Consider the following 26379-nt stretch of genomic DNA (forward strand, 5'->3'; position numbering starts at 1 on the left):
CGGGGGCCGTCACTGGGGTGACCCCCAGCATCCATCGGGAAGGATGGAGCCATGCTGCACCGCCATCCCGTCCTGTCCCTGGTCACGCTCGCCTATCTGGCGTTCGTGGGCTGGGTGACGCTCGGGCCGCAGCCGCTCGACAGCGGGAACAATGAGCTGCTGCTCCGGGCGCTCCGATTCTTCGACCGGCACGACTCCACCGACTGGATCACCTACGGGCGGGTCGAATTCGCGGCCAACATCGCCATGTTCATCCCGATCGGCGTGTTTCTGCTGCTCCTGTTCGGACGCCGGTTCTGGTGGCTGGCGATCGTCGTGGCCGTCCTGCTCACCGGGTCAATCGAGTTCACGCAGCAGTTCCTGCCGACCCGGGTCCCGGATACGCGCGATCTGGTCGCGAACGGGAGCGGCGCCGTGCTCGGTGTCATCGTCGGCCTCGTCCTCACGGCGTTCACACTGGTGCGCCGTGAGGAGCCCCGGTCGAGGCGGGTCGCGCCGACCTACAGCCGGTAGAGGCGCGCCTCCCAGGGACGCAGCACCGGGTTCGACGACGGTGCGGCGGCATCCGTTGTGGCCGGATAGTTGGCCAGAATCAGATCGGCGCCGGAGACGTCCATCGGAAGCAGATCGGTGAATGGGGCATCGGATGCGTTCGCGACGACGAGCAGCGTCTCGTCACCCCGGCTGCGAGTGAAGGCGTAGAGCGCGTCGTGGTCGGGTTCGAGCAGGGTGAAATCGCCGAGAGCGACCACCTCGCTCTCATGGCGCAGCGCAATCAGACGCTGGTAGAAGCGGAACACACTCCGCTCGCTGGCGAGGTCGGCGGCCACGTTCACCGTGACGCTGTTCGGGTTCACGGCCAACCACGGGGTGCCGGTGCTGAAACCGGCCTGCGGCGAGGCATCCCACTGCATGGGCGTGCGCGCGTTGTCGCGGCCCATGGTCTGCACTCCGGCGAGCACGGTGCCGGGGTCCAAATCGAACTCCCCCACGGCCTCTCGGTAGTGATTGAGGGATTCGAGGTCACGGTAGTCGTCGATGGAGTCGAACCGCACGTTGGTCATGCCGATCTCCTCGCCCTGGTAGATGTAGGGCGTGCCGCGGTGCAGGTGCAACACCAGGGCCCACAGCGTCGCCGACTCGTAGCGCAAGGAGGTGTCGTTGCCGAAGCGCGACACCAATCGGGGCTGGTCGTGGTTGTTCAGGTAGAGGCTGTTCCAACCGGTCTCGGCCAGACCCTCCTGCCAGCGGGACAGGCTCTTCTTCAGCGCCGTCAGGCTGCGAGGCAGCACGTCGAACTTGTGCTCGCCCTGGTCGAGGCCCACATGCTCGAACTGGAAGATCATGTCAACCTCGCGCCGGGCCGGGTCGGTGAACAGCAGGGCGTCGTCGGTGCTCACGCCCGGCATCTCGCCGACGGTGAGGTGCCGCCCTCCGCGGCCGTCGAAGACCTCGCGGTGCATCTCCTGCAGGAACTCATGGATCTGCGCCCCCATCGGCGAGCCGCCGCCGGTGGCCGGAGCCGGTCCGTCGATCAGCTCGACCCTTTTGGCGATGAAGTTGATCACGTCCATCCGAAAGCCGTCGACGCCGCGGTCCAGCCACCAGTTCATCATCGCGTAGACGGCCTGACGCACCTCGGGGTTCTCCCAGTTGAGGTCGGGCTGCTGCTTGGCGAACAGGTGCAGGTAGTACTCGTCGGTGGCGGGATCGAGCGTCCAGGCCGGGCCGCTGAAGGCGCTGCCCCAGCCGTTCGGCGGGCCGCCGTCGGCCTGGGGCTGCCGCCACCAGTACCAGTCGCGCTTCGGGTTCGTCAGCGACGAGCGTGATTCCTGGAACCAGGCGTGCTCGTCGCTGGTGTGGTTCACCACCAGGTCCATCACGATCTTTATGCCGCGCTCGTGGGCCTCGGCCAGCAGCAGGTCGAACTCGGCCAAGCTGCCGAAGACCGGTTCGATGTCCTGGTAGTCGCTGATGTCGTAACCGTTGTCATGCTGTGGTGACGGGTAGATGGGGGAGAGCCAGACCGCGTCCACGCCGAGCTCGGCGAGGTAGTCGAGCTTCGAACGGATGCCGCCGAGGTCGCCGATCCCGTCGCCGTCCGAGTCCGCGAAGCTGCGCGGATACACCTGATAGACGACGGCACTGGTCCACCAGGAGGCGCCCGTCGCGGGGGTGGTCGTCCCGGACGTGGGTGCGGGTGTCGTCATTTGATCGATCCTCTCATTACGCCGGAGATAACCCAGCGCTGGGCAAAAATGTACACAATCAGCAGCGGGGCCATGGCCATCAGGTATGAGGCGAACGCGGCCGAGTAGTTGGTGTTGAACTGGCCCTGGAACACGAATTGGGAGAGTTGCAGGGTGCGTGCCGCCGGGTCGGAGAGCACGACGAGAGGCAGGATGAAGTCATTCCACGCCCAGACGCAGGTAAGGATGCCGACGGTCGCGTTCATCGGGGTCAACAAGGGGAAGATGATCTGCCAGTACACCCGCCAGGTGGTCGCCCCGTCGGTGTAGGCCGCCTCCTCCAACTCGATCGGGATCGATTTGATGAACGCGACGTAAATGAAGACGTTGAGCGAGAGCCCGAACACCGCGTAGAGCAAGATCAACCCGACCTGGTTGTCCAGACCGAACAGGGCTGTCTCTTTCACGACCGGGAGCATGATGATCGGGAACGGGATGAAAATGGCGGACAGCAGGTAGAAGTAGACGCCCGTGAAGAACGGCTTGTGCAGGTTGCGGGCGATGGCGTAAGCCACCAGCGAGTTCGTCAGCAGGGTGAGGACGACGGCGCCGACGGTGATCAGGGCCGTGTTCATCAGCGCTTGCGGGAATTTGGTCAGCGTCCAGGCATCGGCGAAGTTCTCCCAGTGGACGCTGGTGGGGAGCGCGAACCCGGTGCCGCCGAGCTGGTCGGGGGACTTCAGCGCGGTGATCACGGCGAAGTAGAGCGGCACCAGTACGGTGATCGCGCAGACCGCGATCAGCGCGGTGGCCCACCAGTTGATCCGGGTGCGGTTGGTGTTGATGCGCGGGACACCGCGCGGGTCACGGGCCGCCCGGGGGGATGCGGGTTCGATCGTGGCGGGGGAGTCGATGGTGATAGCCATTAGAAGTCGGCCTCCTTGCGCTGAAGAACTCGGAACTGCAGGAACGAGACGAGCATGATCACGATGACGAACAGCACCGCGTTGGCGGACTGGTAGGCGAACTCGCCGCCTTGGAAACCGCCCCGGAAGATGAGTAGGGTGACCGATTCGGTCGAGGTGCCCGGCCCGCCGGCGGTGAGGGCGACGATGTGGTCGAAGGTCTGCAGGAACCCCTTCAGGCTCAGCACCATGTTGATGGTGAAAAAGGCGCCGATCATGGGGAACGTGATCGACCGGAATTGCCGTCCCGGCGTGGCCCCGTCGATGGCGGATGCCTCGTAGAGCTCTTGAGGGATCGTCTGCAGACCGGCCAGGTAGAGGATGATCGCGAACGCGCAGGCCTGCCAGACCGCGAGGGCGACGATGGCCGTCCACGCCCAGTCCGGGTTGGTGAGGATGTTGTCACGGAACACCGGGACGTTCGACAGGATCCGGGGGAGCGAGTTGGCGAAGAAATACTGGAAGACGTACCCGACGACCAGGATCGCCAGCACGTAGGGGATGAAGAAGATGCCGCGAAAGGTGGACTGGAACGCGATCTTCGCGTTGAGTCCGACCGCGATGGCCAGCGAGATCACGTTGGTGAGGATGGTGGCGACGATGGCGAAGCCGAAGGTGAAGCCATATGCCTTCAGTACCCGGTCGTCCTGGAACAGGGCGATGAAGTTGCCGCACCCGACGAAGTCCCACGCGCCGAAGCCTGCGTAGTTGGTGAAGGAGAAGAAGATGCCGATGAGTACCGGGACGGTGTGCAGCAGCGCGAAGACGGCGACCGCGGGGACGACCATCCAGTAGAAGGCGCGCGGAGTGGCGCCGACGCGTCGCCGCGCCGTGCTCGGCCGCGACGCTCGGGGCGTCTGCTTCGGCCGGGGCCGGGTCAGGACGGAAGTAGCCATCAGTTAGTCTCCGCTTCGTATCGAGGTGGTGCGTGACGCGACCTTGCGCCATTCGTTGTCGAGGGTGGCCAGCGCTTTCGCGCTGTTCTCGTCGGTCAGGAACTGCTGAACGATGGGCCCGAGCGGGATGCTCGCCGGGATCTGGTGATCGACGAAACCGGTGATCCGGCCGGCCTGGAAGTACGGTTGCAGTTCCGCCAGGGCCGGGTTGGTGTTCTCGGCCGCGTCCCGGGCCGTCGAGAACATGTTCTGTGAGGCTGCGAAGGAGTTGAGCACCTCCTCCTGGAAGAGGAAGTCCACGAAAAGTCGGGCTTCGGCAAGGCGCGGTGTGTCGCGGCCGATGGCAATGGCCACGTCGACACCGGAGACAAGCTCGATGTCGGCCGGGTCATCCGTCACCGGGTAGGGGAAACCGCCGACGCTGAGGTCGGGGTTGTTGGCCAGGATCGGGCTGAGGGCCCAGATCCCCTGCATCAGCATGGCCGATTCGCCGTTCGCGAAAGCCAGGTTGCCGTCTTCGTACGTGCGGCCGAGGTAGCCGTCCTGCGCGTAGGAATACAGCGTCTGCAGCTTCTCGAACGTCTCGTCGTAGTTCTTCGCGAACGAGACGGCCGAGTCGGGACCCACCTCCTCACCCTCCGCGCGGAGATCGGAGAAGAAATCGTCGCCGCCGAGTTGGGCGCCGATACCGTTCAGGGAGGATTGCACCGTCCATGCGTCGGCCGCGGTGCCGAAGAACGGGGCGATACCGGCCGCCTGGAGCGTGTCGCAGGCGGCGACCAGCTCGTCCCAGGTGGTGGGGATCTCGATGCCCTGCGCGGCGAAGATGTCACGGTTGTAGAGCACGCCGTTGCCGTTGTTCGCGAAGCCGAGGGCATTCACCTCGTTCTCGTAGGAGCCGAGGGCGCCGACGATGTCCTGAACGGCCGGGTTGATCCGGTCGAGAACGGGGTCGCCGCTGAAGTCGTGGAAGACACCGGCCCGCGCCAGCTGGCCGAAGTTCCCCGATCCGTTCAGACTGATCACATCGGGCACCTTGTTCTTGACCAACAGGGTGCGGATGGCGGTGTCCGCATCGGGGACGGCGTTCTGGGTCACCCGGATGCCGGGATTCTCGGCCTCGAAATCGGCGATGATGCCGTCGAAGTCCGCGATGGCCTCGGACTTGAACTGGAAGAAATCGAGGGTGACGACGTCGCTCTGATCCGGGGCGCAGCCGCTGAGGGCGCCGAGCCCGAGCGTACCGGCCAGGAGAAGTGCCGCGGATCGCCGGAGCGTCCGCACCCTCCTCGACCGGTGGCGTCGCCGGGCGAGTGTCTGGTACGTCGTCGTATCCGTCATTGCGGGACTCCTTAGGCCGTCATGTCGCTGCATAAATCTTTCTACGGCAAAAAGAATAGGACGTCAACTCAGGGAATCTACCGCTGTCGTGGGGTGAAGAGTTCGCCAGGGCCAGAGCATTCATGCCACTATGGAATAAATGGCACCTCAGGGGGCGGATATGACCACGGATGCGGCGTCGACAGTGAGCGAGACCTCCCGGGAACTTGCGCGAGCCGTGCTCATCCACGGCCCGATCTCCCGCAGCGACCTCGGCCGTCGCCTGGGACTGTCACCGGCCAGCCTGACGCGGTTGAGCAAACCGTTCCTCGATTGTGGCCTGTTCGTCGAGGGCAGCGAAGACCGCGACGGGACCGTCGGGCGCCCGGCCCGGCCCTTGGACGTCCGGGTGGATGCCAGTCGGTTCGTCGGCGTGAAACTCACCGGCGACGACGTCTTCGCCGTGCTCACCGACCTGCGAGCCAATGAGGTGGGTTCGGCCCGGCGGGAGCTCGCCGATCACACTGTCGGGCACGTTGTGGCCCGGATCGACGAGGTCGTGCGCGAGCTCGGCGGCCCGGACGGGCTGTCGGCGCTCGGCGTCTGCGTGGGTGGGCATGTCACCGACGCCCGGGTCGTGACCCGGGCGCCGTTCCTGGGCTGGCACGACGTGGACCTGGCCACGCGGCTCGAGCGACTGCTCGGAATTCCGGTCACGATCGAGAACGATGTCGTCGCGCTCACCTCAGCCGAGCAGTGGTTCGGAGCGGTCCGGGGTGCCCCGACCTTCGCGGTTCTGACCATCGGCGTCGGCGTCGGCTACGGACTGGTCGTCAACGACCAGGTGATCGTGACGGCCGACAGCGGCCTGGGCCTCGGTGGGCACATCCCGCTCGACCCGAACGGGCCGCTCTGCCCGGAAGGACACCGCGGCTGCTCGCAGGCAATGCTCACGAGCCAGAGCGTTTCTGCCCAGGTCAGCGTGGCCCTCGGCCGCGAGGTCGACTACGACGAGGTGCTCCGGCTCGCGGTGGAGGGGAACCGGGCTGCGGCATCCGTCGTCACCACCACCGGTCGCGGACTGGGCCGGTTGATCGCGGTGATCGCCAATATCGGGATGCTCGACACGATCGTGCTCTCCGGGGAGGGGATCGCACTGTGGGCGCTGGCATCCGAGGAGGTCATCGCCGCTGCCCGAGCCGACCGCGACCCGGATGCGACACCGCTGACAATCGTCGTCGACGACAGCGGGGTCTCCTCCTGGGCCCGCGGGGCCGCGGCTGTTGCCATCCAGCGCTCGCTCGGCCGATTGGCCGCTGCCGCCAGCGAATAGAATCGTCCATGCGCGCTGCGCGCTACGCGCCGCGCGAGTGGGAGGCTGCACATGCAATTCGGGATCTTCACCGTCGGTGACCTGACGGTCAACCCCACGACGGGCCACACCCCCACCGAGCACGAGCGGATCACGGCCATGGTCGCCATCGCCGAGAAGGCCGAAGAGGTCGGCCTCGACGTCTTCGCCGCCGGCGAGCACCACAACCCGCCCTTCGTGCCCTCGTCGCCGACGACGCTGCTCGGCTACATCGCCGCGAAGACCGAGCGCATCACCCTCTCCACGGCCACGACATTGATCACGACGAACGACCCGGTCAAGATCGCCGAAGACTTCGCCATGCTCCAGCACCTCTCCGGCGGCCGGGTCGACCTGATGCTCGGTCGCGGCAACACCGGCCCGGTCTACCCGTGGTTCGGCCAGGACGTGCGCCAGGGCATCCCGCTGGCGCTGGAGAACTACGCGTTGCTGCGCCGGTTGTGGCGCGAGGACGTCGTGGACTGGGAGGGCCAGTTCCGCACCCCGCTGCAGGGGTTCCAGTCGACGCCGCGCCCGCTCGACGAGGTGCCGCCGTTCGTCTGGCACGCCAGCATCCGCAGCCCGGAGATCGCCGAGCAGGCCGCGTTCTACGGTGACGGCTTCTTCGCCAACAACATCTTTTGGCCCAGGGAGCACTACCTCAGGCTGATCGGGCTCTACCGGGCCCGGTTCGAGCACTACGGCCACGGTCGAGCCGACCAGGCCATCGTGGGCCTCGGAGGGCAGGTCTTCATGCGCACGAACTCGCAGGACGCCGTCGACGAATTCCGGCCCTACTTCGACAACGCCCCGGTCTACGGCCACGGCCCGAGCCTTGAGGAGTTCACCGAGCAGACGCCGCTGACCGTCGGCAGCCCGCAGCAGATCATCGACCGCTACGCCGGCATGCGCGACTACTTCGGCGACTATCAGCGTCAGCTCTTCCTGATCGACCACGCCGGACTGCCGTTGAAAACCGTGCTCGATCAGCTCGAAATCCTCGGCGGCGAGGTGGTGCCCGTGCTCCGCACGGAGCTGGCCGTGAACCGGCCCGCCCACGTTCCCGACGCACCCACGCACGCCTCGCTGAAGGCCGACGCCGCGATAGGTCGGCTCGCGGCATCCGTCGCCCGCCCGTGACCTCTCCCCGGTAAGCAGACACCATGACCATCGCGCCGCCTCAGCCATCAATGGATGCCCGCCGCGCCTTCTTCGACGCCCGTCCCGCCGCGTCCGTGGAGGTCGACCTCTCGGTGCGAATCGGAAGCCTCACCCTCGCCAACCCGGTCATGCCGGCCTCGGGCTGCTTCGGGCCCTCGCTCGGACGCTTGATCCCGGTCGCCGAGCTTGGCGCCGTGGTCACCAAGACCGTGTTCGGCACCCCGCGCGGCGGCAACGCGGCGCACCGGGTGACCGAGCTCCGGGCCGGGATGGTCAACAGCGTCGGCATCCCGAGCCGCGGGGCCGCCGGCTACCTGGCGTCGCAACATCCGCTCTACCTGGCGCTCGGCGTGCCCGTGATCGTCAGCGTCGGCGGCCACCGTTCGAGCGAGTACGCCCCCGTCGTGCAGGGCCTGCGGGGCGCGGGCGACGCCTACGAGCTCAACGTTTCCTGTCCGAACCTCGACCGCCACGGCACCGACATCGGCGCCGATCCGGACGCCATCGGGAAGGTCGTGCATGCTGTGCGCCTGGAGACCGACAAGCCCCTGATCGTCAAGCTGCCGGTGCTCGTCTCCTCGATCGCGGACTGTGCCCAGGCCGCTGAGGCGGCCGGCGCCGATGCCGTCTGCGTGGCCAACTCGATCCCGGCGCTGCCGCTCACGGCCGCTACGCGAAGCCCCATTCTCGGCAACGTGATCGGCGGTCTGTCCGGCCCGAATATTCGCCCGATCGTGCTGCGCTTGGTCTGGCTGGCCTCCCGAGCGGTCGACATCCCGGTGGTCGCCTGCGGCGGGATCGAAACCGCGGACGACGCCCTCGACTACTTCTCGGTCGGCGCCCGGGCCGTGCAGGTCGGCACGGCCAGCTTCGGACGCCCGTTCGCCATGGTCGAAATCGTTCGCGCCCTGCAGGAGCGATGCGAGGGCGTCGCCGCGGCCGACATCACCGAACTGATCGAATTGTGGAGCGCCCGATGACCGTCACGACCGCCCTCGCCGCCCTCGCCGCCCTGCGCCGCCAGCAGGAGTTCGCCGCGGCCGACGAGGCCGCGCTGGACGGCCTCATCGCGGTGCGCCCGCCCGAACGGATGCCTCGGCCCGACCCGGTCTGGGACGACGCCCGCGTTCTCGTGCACGAGGTCGTGGGAGAGCGGTACCGCCGGCTCGTGCTGGCCACCGACACCATTGCGACGACCGCCCTTGCCGGACAGTTCCTGATGATCACCGTGCCCCCCACCGGCGGGGAGCGCATCCTGCTCCCACGCCCGATGGCCATCCACCGCCGCCACCCCGACGAGGGCACCGTGGAGGTCATCTACGGCTCGGCCGGCCGCGGCACCACCGCGCTCACCGACGTACTCGTGGGCCAGAGCCTCCTGGTCACCGGCCCGCTGGGCCGCGGCTTCGAGTTCCCGGATGCCGCCCTCCCGACGAAGACTCGTCCAGAGGCGCCCCGGACGGCCCTGATGATCGGCCGCGGTGTCGGCGTCTGCGCCATCATGGGCTCGGTCGAAGACGCCGCCCGGCTCGGCATCGCCGCCACCGTCGTGCTCAGCGGGAGGTCGCCGGCCAACCTGATCGGCCTGGCCGACTGCGCCGAGCTGGGCGCCACGGTCATCCCCGTCACCGACGACGACGGCTCGAGCGCGCTGCCGGCGCTTGGCGAACGGCTGCGTGGGCTTTTCGACTGGGCCCCGCCCGACGTCATCCTCGTCTGCGGCGCCGGCGTTCTCGCCCGCCTCGCCGCCGATCTCGGCGCCGAGTGGGGCGCGCCGGTGCAGGTCTCGCTGGAGGCTCACATGGCCTGCGGCCTCGGCTACTGCCACGGATGCGCCGCGCCCGTCGCCACGGATCCCGCCGTCGAGGGCCCGCTGGTGTGCGTCGATGGCCCGGTGTTCGACGCCGTGCTGCCTGGCCGGGCCGCGGCCGGGCGCGGGAAACCAGCAGGCTGAACGTCTTCTGTTAGGCTTGAGGAGGTTAATCCTCGGACTGGCCACGCAGAATCACGCTCAGTACGGAGCAGACCGGCAGCGCGCTGGTCCTCGGTGGTGGTTTCCCAACTTGCCGGCAACATCCGCAGTTGGTGAATTTCTACTGGTGGCCAGCTCTCGCGCCCTTCTTCTCCGCGTCCAGCTCGCGCGCCATACGGGCAACCGAGTCTTCATCGCCAGAATGGCGAGAAGCAAAAACCAAAGGAGAGAACCCCCATATGGAGGGTCCAGAAATCACGTTCGCCGAAACCGTCATCGATAACGGTAAGTACGGCACACGCACCATCCGTTTCGAAACCGGGCGTCTCGCCCAGCAGGCGCAGGGTTCTGCCGCCGCCTACATCGACGAAGAGACCATGCTTCTCTCCGCCACGAGCGCCAGCAAGCAGCCGAAGGAGAACTTCGACTTCTTCCCCCTCACCATTGACGTCGAAGAGCGCATGTACGCCGCCGGACGCATCCCGGGCAGCTTCTTCCGTCGCGAAGGTCGCCCGTCGACCGAGGCCATCCTCACCTGCCGTCTGATCGACCGGCCGCTGCGCCCGTCCTTCGTCGACGGACTCCGCAACGAGATCCAGGTTGTCGTCACCGTTCTGGCCATCGCGCCGGATGAGTACTACGACGTGCTCGCGATCAACGCGGCCTCGATGTCGACCCAGCTCGCTGGCCTCCCCTTCTCGGGCCCGATCGGTGGCGTTCGCGTCGCCCTCATCCCCGACGAGAACGGCTCCGGCCAGTGGGTTGCCTTCCCGAAGCACTCGCAGATCGTCGACGCCGTGTTCAGCATGGTCGTCGCCGGTCGCGTGGTGACCGACGCCAACGGCGCGCAGGACGTCGCGATCATGATGATCGAGGCCGAAGCCACCGACAACGCCTGGGACCTCATCACGGGCGGCGCCATCAAGCCGAACGAAGAGGTCATCGCCGAGGGCATCGAAGCCTCGAAGCCCTTCATCAAGCAGCTCATCGAGGCACAGCAGAAGGTTGCCGCCTCGGCCGCCAAGCCGACCGGCGCCTACCCGGTGTTCCCGTCCTACCAGCCAGCCACCTACGACGCCGTCGCCGCTCTCGCGTACGACCAATTGAAGGCCGTCTACCAGATCGCCGACAAGATCGAGCGCCAGAATGCGGATGACGCGCTCAAAGCATCCGTCAAGGAGGCCATCGCGGCCAAGGTCGCCGCCGGCGAACTCGACGCCAGCGCGAACAACCAGGTTTCCGCCGCGTACAAGTCGGTCACCAAGCTCGTCGTGCGCTCACGCGTTCTCAACGAGGGCATCCGCATCGACGGCCGTGGGCTCGCGGACATCCGCCCGCTCGATGCCGAGGTTGCCATCATCCCGCGTGTGCACGGATCCGCGATCTTCCAGCGCGGCGAGACCCAGATCCTGGGTGTCACCACGCTGAACATGCTCAAGCTCGAACAGACGATCGACTCCTTGAGCCCGGTCACCAAGAAGCGCTACATGCACAACTACAACTTCCCGCCCTACTCGACCGGCGAAACCGGCCGCGTCGGAACGCCGAAGCGCCGCGAGATCGGCCACGGAGCGCTCGCTGAGCGTGCCCTGGTCCCCGTGCTGCCGACGCGCGAGGAATTCCCCTACGCCATCCGTCAGGTCTCCGAGGCGCTCAGCTCCAACGGATCCACCTCGATGGGTTCCGTCTGTGCCTCGACCCTGTCACTGCTCAACGCCGGCGTGCCGCTGCGCGCACCCGTCGCCGGCATCGCCATGGGCCTCATCTCCGACACCGTTGACGGCAAGACCCGCTACGCGGCTCTCACCGACATCCTCGGCGCCGAAGATGCCCTCGGTGACATGGACTTCAAGGTCGCCGGCACGAGCGAGTTCGTCACCGCGATCCAGCTCGACACGAAGCTCGACGGCATCCCGGCATCCGTTCTCGCCGGCGCGCTCACCCAGGCCAAGGACGCTCGCGCGACCATCCTGGCCGTACTGAACGCCGCCATCGACCGTCCCGACGAGATGGCACCGACCGCGCCCCGCGTGATCAGCGTCCAGATCCCGGTCGACAAGATCGGCGAGCTGATCGGCCCGAAGGGCAAGATGATCAACTCGATCCAGGACCAGACCGGTGCCGACATTTCCATCGAGGAAGACGGCACGGTGTACATCGGCGCCGTTGACGGACCGTCGGCCGAGGCCGCTCGCGCCATGGTCAACGCCGTCGCGAACCCGACCAACCCGGAGATCGGCGAGCAGTTCCTCGGAACCGTCGTCAAGATCGCCGCGTTCGGCGCATTCGTCTCCCTGCTCCCCGGCAAGGACGGCCTGCTGCACATCAGTGAGGTGCGCAAGCTCGCCGGTGGCAAGCGGGTTGAGAACGTCGAAGACGTGCTCGGCGTGGGCCAGAAGGTCCTCGTGGAGATCACCAAGATTGACGACCGTGGCAAGCTCTCGCTCGCCCCGGTCCTCGACGAGTCGGCTGAGGCCGGCACCGAGGACGCACCGGTTCCGACCGAGGCGTAGTCCGCTGGGTCTACCGACAACCTCTCGCCAGGTTAGTCGGCTAGACGGAAAGCCCGTCCTGCTCCGGCAGGGCGGGCTTTTTGCAACCCGCGGTGCCGGCGGTCGAGCGTTCGGTGGTCGAGCCGGTCGAGACCCGGTGCGCCAATCTCGAGAGTCGCTGCGGCATCCGCCCCCGTCGCTGACTGCGCAGAATCCCGTGAAACGCCGTTCGAACGGCCACCGGATGCGGCGTTTCGTGAATTCCTCCGACGATACGTAGCCGACGGAGTCCTCCGGGCGGGCCTCGCGCGACTCCGGTTCCTCCGCGGTGACTCCCCGCCCGCCGCGCAGCTGTCTCCGGCACCGTGCACGGTGGTGTGGCGTGTCGGTCAGACCCGTTTGCCACAGAAACGCATCTATTTGAAAGTATTACAAGTTAGCGATATGATCAAACTGTGTCAGCGACCGGACTACCCATGGCCCAATTGAAGTCTGACCTCTTCAAAGCTCTCGGGCATCCGTTGCGGGTGCAGGTTCTGGAACAGCTGGTCGGCGGGGAACGCTCGGTCGGCAGCCTCGCCGAGGTGCTCGGCGCCGAACTGTCGAACCTGTCCCAGCAGCTGGGAGTCCTGCGCCGCGCCGGCGTAGTCGCCACCCGACGAGAAGGCAACACCATCTTCTACGGACTGCGGGACCCGGGTGTCGCCGAGCTCCTGGCCATCTCCAAACGGATGCTCGTCACCAGCCTTGAGGACTCCCACGCCCTGCTCCGCACCATCGAGCAGGGCTCGCCGTAGCCCGAGCCCTGGGCCCTGCTCCGGCCCCGACGACACCGGGCGCTAGCGTACGCCCCGCTAGAGGTCGTTGCCGGCGTAGGACTGGTTGAAGCTCTTGTTCACGAGGGGGAAGTCCGGCACGATCGTCTCGGACAGGGCCACCGGCAGCGCGGGCCAATTGAAGTAGGACGGGTCGACGACCTTCAGCCGCGTGACGGTGCCGTCTGGCCCCAGTTCGACCCGGTGGCAGATGGTTCCGCGCCAGCCCTCGACGAGGGCAAGGCCGCTCGCCGCATCCGTCGTCGCCGCATCCGTCGTCGTCACCGCCGGAGACGACGCCGCGGCCGCACCGCCACGGTGTGCGCCCAGTCGGGCGATGAGGTCGATCGCCACCGCAATGGACACCTCGAACTCGCCCGCGCGCACCCGGTAGCGGCTGAGCACGTCGCCGCCGGTGTCGGTGACCACATGGAAGTGCTCACCCAGATCGACGAAGGGATGGTCGCGGCGTGCGTCGGCGTCGACGCCGGATGCCCGCGCCACATAGCCCAGCGTGCCCATGGCCTCGGCCTGGCTGGTGGGCAGCGGGGCCGTGCCAGTGAACCGGTCCCGCACGATCGCGTGCCCGAGGGTGATCGCGATGATCTCCTGAACGTCCGCTGCGACGCCGCGGAGGGCGGCGGAATCCGGCAGAGCGAGAACCCGTACCCCGCCCACGGACAGCGCCCCGCGCAGGAAGCGGTGGCCGGTGACGGTCTTGTTGATACGCAGTAGTGTTTCGCGGAGCCGCTGAGTGTGCGAGTTCACGACGCCGAACCCCACGTCGTTGGCCAGCGAACCGAGGTCGGAGACGTGGTTGTAGAGGCGTTCGAGTTCGAGCAGCAGGGCGCGCAGCAGGCGGTCGGGCTCGGAGATCTCGATGCCGGAGGCCGCCTCGATCGCCATCGTGTAGGCCAGCGTGTGGCCGATGACGGTGTCGCCGGCGATCTGCTCGGCCATCTCGATGCCATCCGCAGGCAGACGACCCTCGAAGAGCCGCTCGACGCCGCGGTGCATGTACCACTGGCGGGCTTCCATCCGCACGATGGTCTCGCCGACCACGGAGAAACGGAAGTGGCCGGGGTCGATGATTCCGGCGTGGATGGGGCCTACGGCGATCTCGTAGACCCCGGGGCCCTCGACCTCCACGAACGGGAACGACTCGACGTCGGGTTCGAATTCGGGGGTGGCCGTGGCGTCCTTCCGCATCGGGTACCAGCCGCGGGGCCAGTGGCCGTGGCGCACCAACCGGTGGGGCTGAGGGTGGTTCGCCGGCCGCACGCCGAACAGGTCGCGGGTGCCGCGCTCGAAGTTGCCGGCCGGGAACGAGAGGTCGGCCAGACTCGGAATCCAGGCGTCGTCATAGGGGACGGGCACGACGAGGTCGATCTGGCGCCGGGGGAAGACGGCGACGAAGGAGTAGACCACGCGCAGCCGGTCGCCGTCGTCGTGGCACGCGACCAGCGCGAGCCGGTTTCCATCGGTCAGCAAGGCGGCGGCTTCGCCCCGGAGTTCGTCGCGGGTGAGCGTGCGCACCTCCGGGGTTGCGGCTCGCACCGGATTCGGGTTCGTCATTGGATTCCTCCCAGAACCTCGGCTGCACGCGTCAGGAGTGTGCCGACCGGGTCCGCTATGAAGGCCACCACCGCGGTGGTGCCCAGGGCGAGGATCAGCGGCAGCATCGGCCCGTGCCCCGATCGGTCCGGCACGAGGGGGTCGTCCGGGTGCGGCGCGGCGTCCGCCAGGGTGACGGATGCGCTCGGAATGGAGACCGGGACGGCTCCGGTGACGGATGCCGCGGCCCTCGCAGCCGGGACGGCCGCAGCCGGGACAGCCGGGACGGCCGCAGCCGGGACGGCCGGGACGGCCGTGGCCGCAGGCGCCCCGATCGTCATGGCCACCGTCAACCGGGTGAGGCTGGCGAAGATGACGAGCAGCAGTACCAGGGCGATGCCGACCACCACGCCCAGGCCGGTGGAAAAGCCGGCCACGATGATGCCGACCTCGGAAAAGAAGATGCTGAACGGGGGGAACCCGATCAGAGCGGCCATAGCGATCAGCCAGGGCACGGCCAGTCCCGGCCGCCGCACGAGCAGGGCGCGCACGTCGTCGATCTTCGGGGTGCCCTCGACCTCGAGGATGCGGCCCGAGATCACGAACAGGGTGGCCTTGGTCAGCCCGTGGCCGAGCACGTACAGCAGCACGGCCGGCAGGGCCGCCGCGCCGATGGCCGCGCCGATGGCCATCATTCCCATGTGCTCGATGCTGGAGTAGGCCAGCATCCGTTTGAAGTCGCGCTGGCGGATCAGGAGCGCCGCCGCTACGAAGAGGGAGAGCAACCCGCCGACGCTGAGCATGATGCGCAGGAAGTCCGGACCGATCACGGCGTCGGTGATGGTCTGGATGCGCAGGATCGCGTAGAGGGCGACCGCGAGCAGGACGCCGGACATGAGCCCGGAGACGGGTGCCGGCGCCTGGCTGTGCGCGTCGGGCAGCCAGCTATGCATGGGGGCGAGCCCGGCCTTGGTGGCGAAGCCGAGCACGGCGAGGGCGCCGCCGGCGCGGATCAGCGCGGGGTCGAGTGGCAGGCCGGCGTGGCTGAGCACGAGCCAGGACAGGGTTGCCTCGCCCGTGCCGCGCGAGGCGGCATAGATGAGCACGATGCCGAGCAGGGCGATGGCCACGCCGACGGAGCCGAGGATGACGTACTTCCAGGCGGCTTCCAGCGATCGGGGGGTGCGGTGGTGGCCGACCAGGAAGGCCGTGGCGATGGTGGTGGCCTCGACGGCGGCCCACATCAGGCCGATGTTGTCGGCGAGCACCGCGAGGCTCATCGCGGCCAGGAAGATCGAGATCAGGGCGTCGTAGGAGCCGGCGAACCGCGCGGGCTCGGCCGTGGCGTGGCCGAGCCCTCCCCAGGTGGAGACGAGCCCGACGGCGCCGACCACGGTGAGCATGTACGCGCTCAGCGCGTCCGCGCGGAGCAGCCCGCCGCCCAGTGTGGGAACTTCGTCCGCGAGCACGACGCTCACCAGGAGCAGGCCCGAGATGAGCACGGCGACGCTGGAGGCGATGGGGCTGAGCCGGCGCAGCGCGGGGGAGGGCACGCCGAGGCTCAGTACGGCGAGGAGGGCCGGAATGGCCAGAGGGGTCCAGAGGGCGAATGACATCAGTCGTGCAACTTTCTGAGCTGATCGATCTCGGTGTTGCCGAACTTGGTGCGCATACGGCCGGCGAAGACGTAGAGGATGACGACGACCAGTAGCACGTCGAGGGAGATGCCGAGCTCGAGGAACAGCGGCACACCACCCGAGGTCAGGAACGCAACGGTGGCGATGCCGTTGTCGAGCACGAGGAAGCCGATCAGCTGTGACCCGGCCTGCCGGCGGGTGACCAGCAGCAGGAAACCGATCAGCACCATGGCCAGGCCGATCGGAGCCGCGTGGGCCGAGATGCTGATGTCGCCGGCGAGCACCCGACTGGCCACGACGTAGCTGAGGATGGTCAGAAGAGCCACGGTCAGCAGGGCCGCCGTCGGGTTGAGGCGCGGCGCCTCATCCGTTCGCGTGGTGGCGTGGGTCTCGCGGGCGAGCACCCACGGCAGGCCCATACCCTTGACCAGCAGCACGAGCAACGAGACCAGGATCACCTCGACCTCGCCCTCCTCCAGGCCGATCACGGCGACCAGCGCGGCCAGCGCGAAGCCCTGCACGCTGAGCAGCCGGATCGACGCCAGCAGCGAGTGCCGCCAGACCATCAGGGCGCTGGTGAGCAGCAGGGTGCCGGTGCAGAGACCGATCAGCTGCGGGTAAATGGTGGTGAACACGGATGCTCCTAAGCGACCAGGTAGGAAGCGGTGACGGCCAGCAGGCCCAGGGCGAACGACCCCGCCAGCAGCTCGGGAACGCGGAACAGGCGCGCCTTGGCCAGGAAGACCTCACCCACGCTGAGCACAACGCCCAGCAGCAGGATTTTCACGGTGACGGTGCCCACGCCGACTATCACGCCGGGCACCGAGAAGTCGGTCATGATTCCCCATGGCACGATCAGGTTGCTGAGCAGGCCGAGCAGGGCGGCCAGCTTGAGCCAGGAGCCGAGTTCGAGCCAGACCAGATCGCGGCCGGAGGCCTCGAGCACCATGGCCTCGTGCAGCATGGTCACTTCGAGGTGGGTCGACGGGTTGTCGACCGGCAGACGGCTGGTCTCGGCCATGATGGCGATGGCCAGGGCGACCATGGCCAGCAGGCTGACCGGGGAGATGATCACGGCCGGATTCAGGAGCCGGGTCTCCACGATCAGCGAGAGGGTGGAGGTGCCGGCCGGGATGGAGAGCGCGTAGACCGCGAGCAGCAGGGTCGGCTCGACCAGAGCGGCGACGGTCATGTGACGGCTGGAACCCATTCCGCCGAATGCGGTGCCGGCGTCGAGGCCGACCAGGGCCAGAGCCACCACGCCGATCAGCATGATGGAGACGATCACGAACAGGTCGCTGGGGATGAGCGGCAGCGGCAGGGTGCCGACCAGCGGCAGGAGTGCGCAGAGCAGCAGGCTGGACACCAGGAGGGTGACCGGACCGGCCGCGAGCATCCAGCTGCTGTCGGCGGCGCGGACCGGATTCTTCGCCAGGAGCTTGCGCACATCGCGCCACGGCTGCCAGATGCCGGAACCGGCCCGGCCTTCGAGGAGGGCCCGCACCTGGCGGATCACGCCGATCAGGAGGGGGGCGAGGAACACGAACAGCGCCAGCTGGACCAGGGCGATGATGATCGCCGCGGCGCCGGTCACAGGGACACCACGATCAGAACGCAAAGCAGGGCGACGAAGGAATAGGACAGGTAGCGATGGATGCTGCCGTTCTGCGCTCGTCGGGCCAGAATGCCGAAGCGTTGCATGAGGTTCAGCACCGGGCGGTAGAGCCGGGTCTCGACCACGTCGGACACGGTCTGTTCCACGTGCACGCGTTCCACCAGGTAGCGGGATTCACCCACGTGGGTGACCTCCACGTCGCGGGTGGGCCGGAGCACGTCGTCGAAGACGCGCACCAGCGGCTCGGCATACGAGGTGGCCGTGTACTGCATCCGCGGCCGCAGCCGTGACCCGCCGCCGGCCCAGGGGAGCGGCGAGGTGCGGGTGGGGTGTCGCCGGGCGGAAACGAACAGCGTGATCAGCACGGGCACGAGCAGCAGGGCGGCCAGCACGACGAAGGTGGTGGGGTCGAGTACGGCGTCGATGCCGCGGGCGTCCACGCCGGCGAGGCCGATGGTGCGCACGTCGGGGCTGAACGCCGGGCCCACGGCCGAGCCGATGGCCACGGCGAGCGGGCCGGGTATCAGGCCGAGCCCGACCACGAGGAGGGCGCCGAGCACGAGCGGGATGCGCATGATGACGGGCACCTCGTCGGCCAGTGCGGCCTTCCGGGAGCGCGGGCGGGCCAGGAAGGCGATCCCGTAGGCCTTGACGAAGGTGAGCAGGGCCAGCCCGGCGGTCAGGGCGATTACGGCGACCGCGAGTGGCATGGCCACGGATGCCGCGACGGAGACGACCTCCCCGTCGACCCGAGAACCGTGGATCAGAGCCTGCAGCAGCATCCACTCGGCGACGAACCCGCTCGTGACGGGCAGGGCCGCGGCGCCCATGGCGGCTCCGCCGAACGCGGCGGCGGTCCAGGGCATCCGGCTGCCGAGGCCGCCGAGCCGGTCGAGGTTCATCTCGCCGGCCGCGCGGGCCACGGCCCCGGCCCCGAGGAACAGGGTGGACTTGAACGCGGCGTGGCTGAGCATCAGCAGCAGGGCGGCGACAAGGGCCGCGTCGGCCGCGGCCGCGGCGTTGTCGGCGCGCAGCAAAACGGATGCCCCGAGCCCCAGGAACACCAGCCCCATGTTCTCGGTCGTGGAGTAGGCCAGCAGCACCTTGAGGTTGCTCGCCACGGAGGCCTGCAGAATCCCGTAGAGCGCGGACACCCCGCCGAGCACCATGATCAGCACTCCCCACCAGGCCGGGCCGTTCGGCAGCAGCCGCACGACGACGAGGAGGGCGCCGTAGACGCCGATGTTGACCATCGCGCCGCTCATCGCGGCGGCGACGTGGCCGGGGGCCTCGGGCAGCACCCGCGGAACCCAGACGTGCAGGGGCACGAGCTCCGCCTTGCCGCCGAAGCCGAGCAGCAGCAGCAGGAACGCCACGCTGGCCTGCCAGGTGAAGGGATCGATGGTGGCGAGGTCGGCGAACCCGGTGCCGCCGGCCAGACCGGCGAGCATGGCGAAGCCGGCCAGCACGAAGAAGAAGCTCAGCTGCGACATCGCCGAGTACCAGACCAGGGCGGAGGCGACCGTGCCGCGGGTGGCGTGGTGGGCCAGCAGCAGCGCCGTGGAGCCGAGCGTCATGATCTCCCAGAACAGCAGGAACGACACCACATCGGTTGCGGCCGGCACCAGCTGCATGCCGGAGAGGAACACGGCCATCGACAGCCACGAGGTGCGCGAGGCCGAGGCCACGCGGGCGGAGCCGATCCCGAACAGGGAGGCGAGCACGCCGACGACGGAGACGACCACCATCACCAGTCCGCCGAGGCGGTCGGGGGAGAGCACGAGCGGGTCCATCGGCAGGGCGGTGGGGATGCTCAGCGACCCGGTGCCGCCGGAGAGCGCGATCGCACCGGTGACGACGCCGGCCACGGCGAGCAGGGTGCAGACGGATCCGCTGACCCGCGAGCGCCAGGACGTGGGTGTGAGCAGGGCCGCGGCGACGGCGACCACGAGCAGCAGGGCTTGGCCGATCATGCCGGCTTCGAGGGCGGTCATCGACCGGTCATCCGGCGCAGTGCTTCGACGATGACGGCCGGCTCGGGCGGGTTGCCCGGCACGGACAGGTCGACGTGCACGAAGTCCGACACCGGCCCGGCCACGCCGTAACCTTCGGCGAAGACACCGCCGGTGATGGCGCAGTCGCCGACCGCGATCACGAAGCGGGGGGTCGGCGTGGCGTCAATGGTGCGGCGCATCGGCTCGATCAGGTTGCGGGTCACGGCGCCCGTGATCACGAGCAGGTCGGCGTGACGCGGCGACGCGACCAGACGGATGCCGTATCGTTCGACGTCGTAGACCGGGCCGAACGCGCTCTGCACCTCCATCGCGCAGTCGTTGCAGCTGCCGGCGTTGATGAAGCGCACCTGCACGCTGCCGCCGAAGACCTCGGCGCCGGGGAACAGGGCCGGGGCCGGTGGGGCCGCCTCGGCGATGCGGCCACCGGTTCGGATGAGGTTCAGGAGTCGTGTGACGCTCAACTCAGGCTCCGCGTGGCACGATACATCATTACTTCTTTATATACCTATATAATGAATTTATCAAATAGATTCGGGTCATTCTTCGGGCCAGGGCGCGCTCAGGGAGTCCACGGCTTCCTGGGTGTACTCGATCACCGCGGTGAGGAGCTGCTCCATCGAGGTGGACCGCAGCAGCTCGATCTGGTCCAGCGGGCCCAGCGGGGCGATACCGGCGATCTGCCAGGCGGCCGCCGTCGGATCCCGGGACAGCTCCACCGTCGAGGGCCAGAGCTGGTCGGCGAATTCGCTCGCGAGGGCCAGGGCGCGTCGTACGGCCTGCTCGGCCCGTTCCCGCAGCGGCAGCAGGTCGTCGTCCCAGTCCAGCTCGGCAAGGTCGCGCACCGTGGCCTGGGGGTGCGGGTCCTCGGTCAGCCAGTCGATGACCTCGACCCGGCGTTCGCCCTGGGCGGTCACCCCGACGAATCCCTCGGCGGCCTCGAGTTCGGTGATCTGGGCCACGGTCCCGTAGTGGAACCGCCGCTCGCCGCCGCCGACCTCCTGGCCGCGTTCGATCAGCACCACGCCGAACTCGGCCGGCTCCTCCTTGAGGATGCGCGACAGCATGACCAGGTAGCGGTCCTCGAACACCCGCAGCTGCAGCGGCATATAGGGGAACAGCACCGACCCGAGCGGGAACATCGGCAGGGACGTCACCGGCAGCGCGGTCATGGGCGGGGGCGCTCCAGCAGTGGGGTGATCCGGTAGGGGATCAGCTCGCCCATGGCCAGGGACGTCTCGGTGCGATCGACACCCTCGCAGGCGAGGATGGTGCCGTCGATGCGGAACAGGTCGTCGGCATCCGCGCAGACCACGCGCACCAGAATGTCGGTCGCCCCGCTCATGCCGTGCGCCTGCACGATTTCCGGAATGCGGGCGAGCTCGGCCACGATCTGGGCGAGGCGTTTCTGCTGCACGTGCACCTCGATGAAGGCCGTCAGCGGATAGCCCAGCGCGACTGGGTTGATGCGGCGGTCGAAGGAGAGGAACGCGTTCGACTCCTCGAGCCTGGCCATGCGCGCCTGCACCGTGTTGCGGGAGAGGCGCAGCTGCTGGGCGAGCGCCACGAACGTGCTGCGCGGATCGGCGCACAGAGCGCGGAGCAACTGTAAGTCGACTTTGTCCAGACTGTGCATACTGCTCGACGGTAGCAGGCAGGCTGCCCCATGAATAGGGCAAATTGCTCAAAATTTATTGTCATGGTTGTGCTCCATGTCGCGGAATCGTACGCTCTCAACAACTTCGGCAACGACGCTGGGAGCGCATCTGATGCACACTGTCCACACCGGGGAGACCCCCGACATTCTTCTGCAGCTGCTGAGCCCCGAGGGGATGCGGCTGGCCGACGCCGATCTGGATCCCTGGGTCGCGGAGGTGACCGGGGCCGACCTCGCGGCGCTGTACCAGGACATGGTGGTGGTGCGCCGCATCGACGCCGAGGCCACGGCGCTGCAGCGTCAGGGAGAGCTGGGGCTCTGGCCGCCGTTGCTCGGCCAGGAGGCCGCGCAGATCGGCTCGGGCCGCGCGCTCCGCGCCGACGACTTCGTCTTCTCCAGTTACCGTGAGAACGCCGTCGCCTGGTGCCGGGGCGTAGCGCCCACCGACATCCTCCGGGTGTGGCGCGGCACCGCGCAATCCGGCTGGGACCCGCTGGTGTACCGAATGGCGACGCCCAGCATCATCATCGGGGCGCAGACCCTGCACGCCACGGGCTGGGCGATGGGAGCCCGGTTCGACGGCGCGGACTCGGTGGCCGTGGCCTACTTCGGCGACGGCGCGACCAGCGAGGGCGACGTCAGCGAGGCGCTCGTGTTCGCGGCGAGCTTTCAGGCACCGGTGGTCTTCTTCTGCCAGAACAACCACTGGGCCATCTCCGAGCCGGTCGGACTGCAGACCCGCTTCGGCATCGCCGGCCGGGCCCCCGGGTTCGGCATTCCCAGCCTCCGAATCGACGGCAACGACATCCTGGCCGTGATGGCCGCGACCCGGCTGGCCCTGAACCGCGCCCGCACCGGGGGAGGCCCCACCTTCATCGAAGCCGTCACCTACCGGATGGGCCCGCACACGACCGCGGACGACCCCACTCGCTACCGGCCCGCGGCCGAACTCGAGGAGTGGGCGAAGAAAGACCCGATCCTGCGACTGCGACGGCTGCTCGATTCTCTCGGCCTGTTCACCCCCGAGCTGGAGTCTGAGACCCAGGCTCTGGCCGACGCCACGGCCGCCGAGCTGCGCGCCGGCTGCATCGGCCTGCCTGACCCGGAGCCGTTGACCGTGCTCGCCAACGTCTACGCCACCCCGCATGCCGGGGTCGACCGCCAGCGCGCGGAGTACGCGGCCTACCTGGCGAGCTTCGAGCCGACCGGAGGGAAGGTCTGATGTCAATCGAAACCATCCGGAGTGCACCGGCTGCACCCGCGAACGGCGCGACGCCGGTGCCTGTGACGCCGGTGCCTGTGACGCCCGTTCCTGTGACGCCGGTGCCGCCGATCGAGGCGGCGCTGACGGAGACGAAGACCCTGACCCTGGCCAAGGCGATCAACGCCGGGCTGCGCCAATCCATGCTCGACGACCCGAAGGTGGTGCTCCTCGGCGAGGATATCGGCGCCCTCGGCGGCGTGTTCCGGGTGACCAGCGACCTGCTCGCCGAGTTCGGGCCGAACCGGGTCGTCGACACCCCGCTGGCCGAGTCCGCCATCATCGGCACCGCGGTGGGGCTGGCGTACCGCGGCTACCGCCCGGTCTGCGAGATCCAGTTCGACGGCTTCATCTTCCCCGGATTCGACCAGATCGTCAGCCAGGTGTCCCGGTTCCACTACCGCACCCAGGGGGCCCTGCGCATGCCCCTCACCATCCGGGTGCCGTTCGGCGGCGGCATCGGCGCCGCCGAGCACCACTCCGAATCGCCCGAGGCCTACTTCACGCACACCTCGGGCCTGCGCGTGATCGCGGTCTCGAACCCGCAGGACGCCTACAGCCTGATCCGCCAGGCGATCGCCTCCGACGACCCGGTCCTCTTCTTCGAGCCCAAACGCCGCTATCACGTTTCCGGCCCGGTGACCCCGCAACTCGGCGAGCCCTTCGAGAGTGCCCGGGTCGTGGCCGCCGGCACCGACGTCACGCTGGTTGCCTACGGAGCGCTGGTGTCCACGGCGACGGATGCCGCGCTCGCCGCCGCCGACGAGGGCATCTCGGTCGAGGTCATCGACCTGCGCTCGCTCTCGCCGATCGACTACGCCGCCGTCGAGGCATCCGTTCGCAAAACGGGCCGGCTCGTCGTCACTCACGAGGCCGCCCGCTCGGGTGGGCTGGGTGGCGAGATCATCGCCGAGGTCACCGAGCGCTGCTTCGACTACCTTGAGGCTTCACCGGTGCGGGTCACGGGCTTCGACATCCCGTACCCGGCGGCGAAGTTGGAGAGCCACCACCTGCCCGACCTCGACCGCATGCTCGATGGCGTCGACCGAGTGCTGGGACGACGACGATGATCAAGGTTTTCAGGTTGCCCGACCTCGGCGAGGGGCTGACCGAATCGGAGATCGTTGCCTGGCGGGTCGCGCCCGGCGACACGGTGACACTCAACCAGCTCATCGCCGAGGTCGAGACGGCCAAGGCCGTCGTCGAGTTGCCGTCGCCCTTCGCGGGTGTGGTCGCCGAACTCCACCAGCAGCCCGGCACCACCGTGCACGTGGGCGACCCGATCGTCTCCTTCGAGGTCGCCGGCGCCGCGCCTCCCTCAATTCCTTCAACCGCTCCTCCCGCCGATGCGGCTCCCTCTGCTCCTGCTGCTCCTTCGGCTCCTGCCGGCGAGCCCGAACGGCTGGCCGTGCTCGTGGGGTACGGCGCCGCGGTCGAGCGTGGCGGGCGGCCGCAGCGACGAGCCCGCGCGGGGGCGACGGTTGCGCCGGGCCGGGCCGGGGTCTCTACGCTGGCCGCAACGTCGACGCCGGCCGCAACGTCCACGCCGGCCGCAACTTCGGCCGCGTCACCCGCGACTCGGGAGATGCCGGCTACCGGGGAGCGCCCGCGGTCCACGCCGCCGGTGCGCGCGCTGGCTCGCACACTGGGCGTCGACCTGACCCAGGTGACCGGGACCGGTCCGACGGGCCTCATCATTCGGGAGGACGTGGCGGCGTACGCCGCCCCCGCAGCCCTCGGCGTCTGCCACACACCGCACGAGCCGGGACTCGAGCTCGGACGCGCCGAACCGGAGGACCGGCCCCCGGCATCCGTGCCCCGTGCCCGGGAAACCCGCAGCCCGATCCGGAGCGTGCGCAAGCAGACCGCCGCCGCCATGGTGCAGAGCGCCTTCACCGCGCCGCACGCCACGGAGTTCCTGACCGTGGATGTGACGCCGACGATCGAGCTGATCGACGCGCTGAAACGCGACCGGGGGTTCGCCGACGCGCGCATCGGCGTCCTTGCCGTGGTCGCGAAGGCGCTCTGCCTCGCCGTCGCCCGCACGCCCGAGGTCAACACCCGCTGGGACGAGGCGGCCGGCGAGATCGTTCAGTTCCACTACGTGAACCTCGGCATCGCCGCCGCCACGCCGCGCGGGCTGATCGTGCCCAGCATCCCGGATGCCGACCGGCTGGCTCTCGCCGACCTCGCCGCGGCGCTCGCCGCACTGACCAGTACCGCCCGGGCGGGAGCGACCAGCCCGGCCGCCCTGCACGGCGGCACGATCTCGATCACCAACATTGGCTCGTTCGGCATCGATGCGGGCACGCCGATCCTGCCTCCGGGGGAGGCCGTGATCCTCGCGCTGGGAGCCATCGCGCCGCGGCCGTGGGAGTATCGCGGCGAGGTCGCGCTGCGGCAGGTGGTCACTCTCAGCGTCGCCTTCGACCACCGTCTCGTCGACGGCGAGCAGGCGGCCCGGTTCCTGACCGACGTCGCCGGCATTCTCGCCAACCCCGCGCGCGCCCTCGCCCTCCTGTAGGAGTCAGTGGTCAGTCCCTGACGAATTCGACGGAGATCGTGCTCCCACACCCCGAAATGCGGGTAAACCGAGCATTTTTCCAAAAATCTCCGTCGAATTGGTTCGCAGCCTGCGGGAGCCGGCCGGCAACGGATGCTCCCGAGCGCGCCTTGACGGGGTTCGGACCGCGCAGCAGAGTGGGGGGATGAAATCACCGGGCACCCTCCTCACCCCTCTCGACACCGAGTCCGTGCTCTCCGGCGGTGCCTTCGTCCACCTCGATGGCGCCCTGCACGGCTCGTTCACGACCCGGGACTTCGCCTCGGCTGTGCGCCTGGTCGACCAGGTTGCCAAGGCGGCGGATGCGATGAATCACCACCCCGACGTGCGGCTCGGCTACGGCCGCGTCGGCTTCCGCCTTTCGTCCCACGACGCCGGCGGCGTGACCGACCGTGACCTGCGGCTTGCGCTGCGCATCCAGGAACTCGCGGCTGCGCAGGGCGCCGACCGTGCGCCGGTGCGGCCGGCCCGCTACGACGTGGCGATCGACTGCACCGACGCCGAAGCGATCCGGCCGTTCTGGCGGGTGGGTCTCGGCTACGTGGAGGTCGACAGCGAGGGCGAGATCGAACTCGTCGATCCACACGACCAGGGACCGCGGGTCTGGTTCCAGACGATGGCTATCGCGCGCACCGAGCGCAACCGCATCCACCTCGACGTGTATCTGCCCACGATCGACGCCGAGTCCCGGGTGCAGGACGTCATCGCCGCCGGTGGCGATCTCCTCACCGACGAGCACGCCCCCGACTGGTGGGTCCTGGCCGACCCCGAGGGCAACGAGCTCTGCGTCTGCACCACCGTCTCCTGAGCCGGTGACGGCTTCGTCTGATGGCTCGTCGACGGATGCCCGGCTCACGCCGGCGCGAGCCCGCCGCCCGCGAGCCCGCCGCCCGCGAGCCCGCCGCCCGCGAGCCCCCCG

The 26379-nt window shown here is 68.6% G+C and carries 23 protein-coding genes; 11 read left to right on the plus strand and 12 right to left on the minus strand.

Features of this window, described 5'->3' with window-relative positions; genetic code table 11:
* Window positions 1-51 precede the first annotated feature (51 nt).
* Window positions 52-513 carry a VanZ family protein gene (locus tag E3O62_RS03135; protein ID WP_134397510.1) on the plus strand — a complete coding sequence of 154 codons (462 nt, stop codon included), beginning with the start codon at window positions 52-54 and terminating at the stop codon, window positions 511-513.
* On the opposite strand, the gene E3O62_RS03140 is transcribed toward E3O62_RS03135, so the two are convergent.
* From E3O62_RS03140 to E3O62_RS03155, 4 genes are read right to left on the minus strand one after another with little or no spacing between them, the layout of a single operon-like run.
* Window positions 501-2210 (minus strand): alpha-glucosidase, encoded by a 1710-nt coding sequence (locus E3O62_RS03140; RefSeq protein WP_134397511.1) that lies wholly within the window; start codon window positions 2208-2210, stop codon window positions 501-503. The genes E3O62_RS03135 and E3O62_RS03140 overlap by 13 nt on opposite strands.
* Window positions 2207-3115, minus strand: coding sequence for a carbohydrate ABC transporter permease (locus E3O62_RS03145; protein WP_134397512.1), 909 nt, complete (start codon window positions 3113-3115; stop codon window positions 2207-2209). The genes E3O62_RS03140 and E3O62_RS03145 overlap by 4 nt, the downstream gene beginning before the upstream one ends.
* Complete coding sequence (locus tag E3O62_RS03150; protein WP_134397513.1) at window positions 3115-4050, minus strand: carbohydrate ABC transporter permease; 936 nt, start codon at window positions 4048-4050, stop codon at window positions 3115-3117. Before E3O62_RS03150 ends, E3O62_RS03145 begins: the two co-directional genes overlap by 1 nt.
* 3 nt (window positions 4051-4053) lie before the next feature.
* Window positions 4054-5391, minus strand: coding sequence for an ABC transporter substrate-binding protein (locus tag E3O62_RS03155; protein WP_134397514.1), 1338 nt, complete (start codon window positions 5389-5391; stop codon window positions 4054-4056).
* A 139-nt stretch (window positions 5392-5530) separates the two neighbouring features.
* On the opposite strand from E3O62_RS03155, the gene E3O62_RS03160 reads away from it, so the two are divergent.
* The 6 genes from E3O62_RS03160 (at window position 5531) to E3O62_RS03185 (ending at window position 13143) form a co-directional block, all read left to right on the plus strand.
* Complete coding sequence (locus E3O62_RS03160) at window positions 5531-6703, plus strand: ROK family transcriptional regulator (protein ID WP_241973282.1); 1173 nt, start codon at window positions 5531-5533, stop codon at window positions 6701-6703.
* A gap of 51 nt (window positions 6704-6754) precedes the next feature.
* Window positions 6755-7861 (plus strand): LLM class flavin-dependent oxidoreductase, encoded by a 1107-nt coding sequence (locus E3O62_RS03165; RefSeq protein ID WP_134397515.1) that lies wholly within the window; start codon window positions 6755-6757, stop codon window positions 7859-7861.
* A 23-nt stretch (window positions 7862-7884) separates the two neighbouring features.
* Window positions 7885-8862, plus strand: a complete 978-nt coding sequence (locus E3O62_RS03170) for a dihydroorotate dehydrogenase (RefSeq protein ID WP_134397516.1) — start codon at window positions 7885-7887, stop codon at window positions 8860-8862.
* Window positions 8859-9836 (plus strand): dihydroorotate oxidase electron transfer subunit, encoded by a 978-nt coding sequence (locus tag E3O62_RS03175; protein WP_241973283.1) that lies wholly within the window; start codon window positions 8859-8861, stop codon window positions 9834-9836. The genes E3O62_RS03170 and E3O62_RS03175 overlap by 4 nt, the downstream gene beginning before the upstream one ends.
* Before the next feature lie 257 nt (window positions 9837-10093).
* Complete coding sequence (locus E3O62_RS03180) at window positions 10094-12367, plus strand: polyribonucleotide nucleotidyltransferase (RefSeq protein ID WP_134394694.1); 2274 nt, start codon at window positions 10094-10096, stop codon at window positions 12365-12367.
* Window positions 12368-12801: 434 nt separating this feature from the next.
* Window positions 12802-13143, plus strand: a complete 342-nt coding sequence (locus E3O62_RS03185) for a metalloregulator ArsR/SmtB family transcription factor (RefSeq protein ID WP_241973284.1) — start codon at window positions 12802-12804, stop codon at window positions 13141-13143.
* A 57-nt stretch (window positions 13144-13200) separates the two neighbouring features.
* Here the strand turns inward: E3O62_RS03185 and E3O62_RS03190 are convergent, their stop codons facing one another.
* From E3O62_RS03190 to E3O62_RS03225, 8 genes are all read right to left on the minus strand, one after another.
* On the minus strand, window positions 13201-14736 hold the full coding sequence (locus E3O62_RS03190; protein ID WP_134397517.1) for an NADH-quinone oxidoreductase subunit C: 1536 nt from the start codon (window positions 14734-14736) through the stop codon (window positions 13201-13203).
* A complete protein-coding gene (locus E3O62_RS03195) occupies window positions 14733-16331 on the minus strand; it encodes a proton-conducting transporter membrane subunit (RefSeq protein WP_134397518.1) in 1599 nt (532 codons plus the stop codon). The genes E3O62_RS03190 and E3O62_RS03195 overlap by 4 nt, the downstream gene beginning before the upstream one ends.
* Complete coding sequence (locus E3O62_RS03200; RefSeq protein WP_104101117.1) at window positions 16331-16987, minus strand: hypothetical protein; 657 nt, start codon at window positions 16985-16987, stop codon at window positions 16331-16333. Before E3O62_RS03200 ends, E3O62_RS03195 begins: the two co-directional genes overlap by 1 nt.
* 8 nt (window positions 16988-16995) lie before the next feature.
* Window positions 16996-17946 (minus strand): respiratory chain complex I subunit 1 family protein, encoded by a 951-nt coding sequence (locus E3O62_RS03205; RefSeq protein ID WP_134394688.1) that lies wholly within the window; start codon window positions 17944-17946, stop codon window positions 16996-16998.
* Entirely contained in the window at window positions 17943-19961 is a 2019-nt protein-coding gene (locus tag E3O62_RS03210) for a proton-conducting transporter membrane subunit (RefSeq protein WP_134397519.1), read from the minus strand. The genes E3O62_RS03205 and E3O62_RS03210 overlap by 4 nt, the downstream gene beginning before the upstream one ends.
* Entirely contained in the window at window positions 19958-20443 is a 486-nt protein-coding gene (locus tag E3O62_RS03215) for an NADH-quinone oxidoreductase subunit B family protein (RefSeq protein WP_134394685.1), read from the minus strand. The genes E3O62_RS03210 and E3O62_RS03215 overlap by 4 nt, the downstream gene beginning before the upstream one ends.
* Window positions 20444-20518: 75 nt before the next feature.
* On the minus strand, window positions 20519-21151 hold the full coding sequence (locus tag E3O62_RS03220) for an LON peptidase substrate-binding domain-containing protein (protein ID WP_241973285.1): 633 nt from the start codon (window positions 21149-21151) through the stop codon (window positions 20519-20521).
* Entirely contained in the window at window positions 21148-21615 is a 468-nt protein-coding gene (locus tag E3O62_RS03225; RefSeq protein WP_134397520.1) for an Lrp/AsnC family transcriptional regulator, read from the minus strand. The genes E3O62_RS03220 and E3O62_RS03225 overlap by 4 nt, the downstream gene beginning before the upstream one ends.
* Before the next feature lie 133 nt (window positions 21616-21748).
* Between E3O62_RS03225 and pdhA the strand changes: the two genes are divergently transcribed.
* The 4 genes from pdhA (at window position 21749) to E3O62_RS03245 (ending at window position 26268) form a co-directional block, all read left to right on the plus strand.
* A complete protein-coding gene (pdhA, locus tag E3O62_RS03230; protein WP_134397521.1) occupies window positions 21749-22858 on the plus strand; it encodes a pyruvate dehydrogenase (acetyl-transferring) E1 component subunit alpha in 1110 nt (369 codons plus the stop codon).
* On the plus strand, window positions 22858-23967 hold the full coding sequence (locus tag E3O62_RS03235; protein ID WP_134397522.1) for an alpha-ketoacid dehydrogenase subunit beta: 1110 nt from the start codon (window positions 22858-22860) through the stop codon (window positions 23965-23967). The genes pdhA and E3O62_RS03235 overlap by 1 nt, the downstream gene beginning before the upstream one ends.
* Window positions 23964-25421 carry a dihydrolipoamide acetyltransferase family protein gene (locus E3O62_RS03240; protein ID WP_134397523.1) on the plus strand — a complete coding sequence of 486 codons (1458 nt, stop codon included), beginning with the start codon at window positions 23964-23966 and terminating at the stop codon, window positions 25419-25421. Before E3O62_RS03235 ends, E3O62_RS03240 begins: the two co-directional genes overlap by 4 nt.
* Window positions 25422-25605: 184 nt before the next feature.
* The gene (locus tag E3O62_RS03245) at window positions 25606-26268 is read left to right on the plus strand and encodes a VOC family protein (protein ID WP_134397524.1); all 663 of its coding nucleotides are present in this window, start codon (window positions 25606-25608) and stop codon (window positions 26266-26268) included.
* Window positions 26269-26379 lie beyond the last annotated feature (111 nt).

This window comes from Cryobacterium sp. TMT2-15-1 (genome assembly GCF_004402345.1).
GTDB lineage: Bacteria > Actinomycetota > Actinomycetes > Actinomycetales > Microbacteriaceae > Cryobacterium > Cryobacterium sandaracinum.

Excerpts from the sequence above, each read along its gene's own strand:
- E3O62_RS03160 (WP_241973282.1), top strand. The coding sequence starts at position 5,531 with ATGGCACCTCAGGGGGCGGATATGACCACGGATGCGGCGTCGACAGTG.
- E3O62_RS03210 (WP_134397519.1), bottom strand. The coding sequence starts at position 19,961 with ATGACCGCCCTCGAAGCCGGCATGATCGGCCAAGCCCTGCTGCTCGTG.
- E3O62_RS03195 (WP_134397518.1), bottom strand. The coding sequence starts at position 16,331 with ATGTCATTCGCCCTCTGGACCCCTCTGGCCATTCCGGCCCTCCTCGCC.
- E3O62_RS03140 (WP_134397511.1), bottom strand. The coding sequence starts at position 2,210 with ATGACGACACCCGCACCCACGTCCGGGACGACCACCCCCGCGACGGGC.
- E3O62_RS03175 (WP_241973283.1), top strand. The coding sequence starts at position 8,859 with ATGACCGTCACGACCGCCCTCGCCGCCCTCGCCGCCCTGCGCCGCCAG.
- E3O62_RS03220 (WP_241973285.1), bottom strand. The coding sequence starts at position 21,151 with ATGACCGCGCTGCCGGTGACGTCCCTGCCGATGTTCCCGCTCGGGTCG.
- E3O62_RS03165 (WP_134397515.1), top strand. The coding sequence starts at position 6,755 with ATGCAATTCGGGATCTTCACCGTCGGTGACCTGACGGTCAACCCCACG.
- E3O62_RS03145 (WP_134397512.1), bottom strand. The coding sequence starts at position 3,115 with ATGGCTATCACCATCGACTCCCCCGCCACGATCGAACCCGCATCCCCC.
- E3O62_RS03155 (WP_134397514.1), bottom strand. The coding sequence starts at position 5,391 with ATGACGGATACGACGACGTACCAGACACTCGCCCGGCGACGCCACCGG.
- E3O62_RS03135 (WP_134397510.1), top strand. The coding sequence starts at position 52 with ATGCTGCACCGCCATCCCGTCCTGTCCCTGGTCACGCTCGCCTATCTG.
- E3O62_RS03150 (WP_134397513.1), bottom strand. The coding sequence starts at position 4,050 with ATGGCTACTTCCGTCCTGACCCGGCCCCGGCCGAAGCAGACGCCCCGA.
- pdhA (WP_134397521.1), top strand. The coding sequence starts at position 21,749 with ATGCACACTGTCCACACCGGGGAGACCCCCGACATTCTTCTGCAGCTG.
- E3O62_RS03225 (WP_134397520.1), bottom strand. The coding sequence starts at position 21,615 with ATGCACAGTCTGGACAAAGTCGACTTACAGTTGCTCCGCGCTCTGTGC.
- E3O62_RS03235 (WP_134397522.1), top strand. The coding sequence starts at position 22,858 with ATGTCAATCGAAACCATCCGGAGTGCACCGGCTGCACCCGCGAACGGC.
- E3O62_RS03190 (WP_134397517.1), bottom strand. The coding sequence starts at position 14,736 with ATGACGAACCCGAATCCGGTGCGAGCCGCAACCCCGGAGGTGCGCACG.
- E3O62_RS03170 (WP_134397516.1), top strand. The coding sequence starts at position 7,885 with ATGACCATCGCGCCGCCTCAGCCATCAATGGATGCCCGCCGCGCCTTC.
- E3O62_RS03180 (WP_134394694.1), top strand. The coding sequence starts at position 10,094 with ATGGAGGGTCCAGAAATCACGTTCGCCGAAACCGTCATCGATAACGGT.
- E3O62_RS03245 (WP_134397524.1), top strand. The coding sequence starts at position 25,606 with ATGAAATCACCGGGCACCCTCCTCACCCCTCTCGACACCGAGTCCGTG.
- E3O62_RS03240 (WP_134397523.1), top strand. The coding sequence starts at position 23,964 with ATGATCAAGGTTTTCAGGTTGCCCGACCTCGGCGAGGGGCTGACCGAA.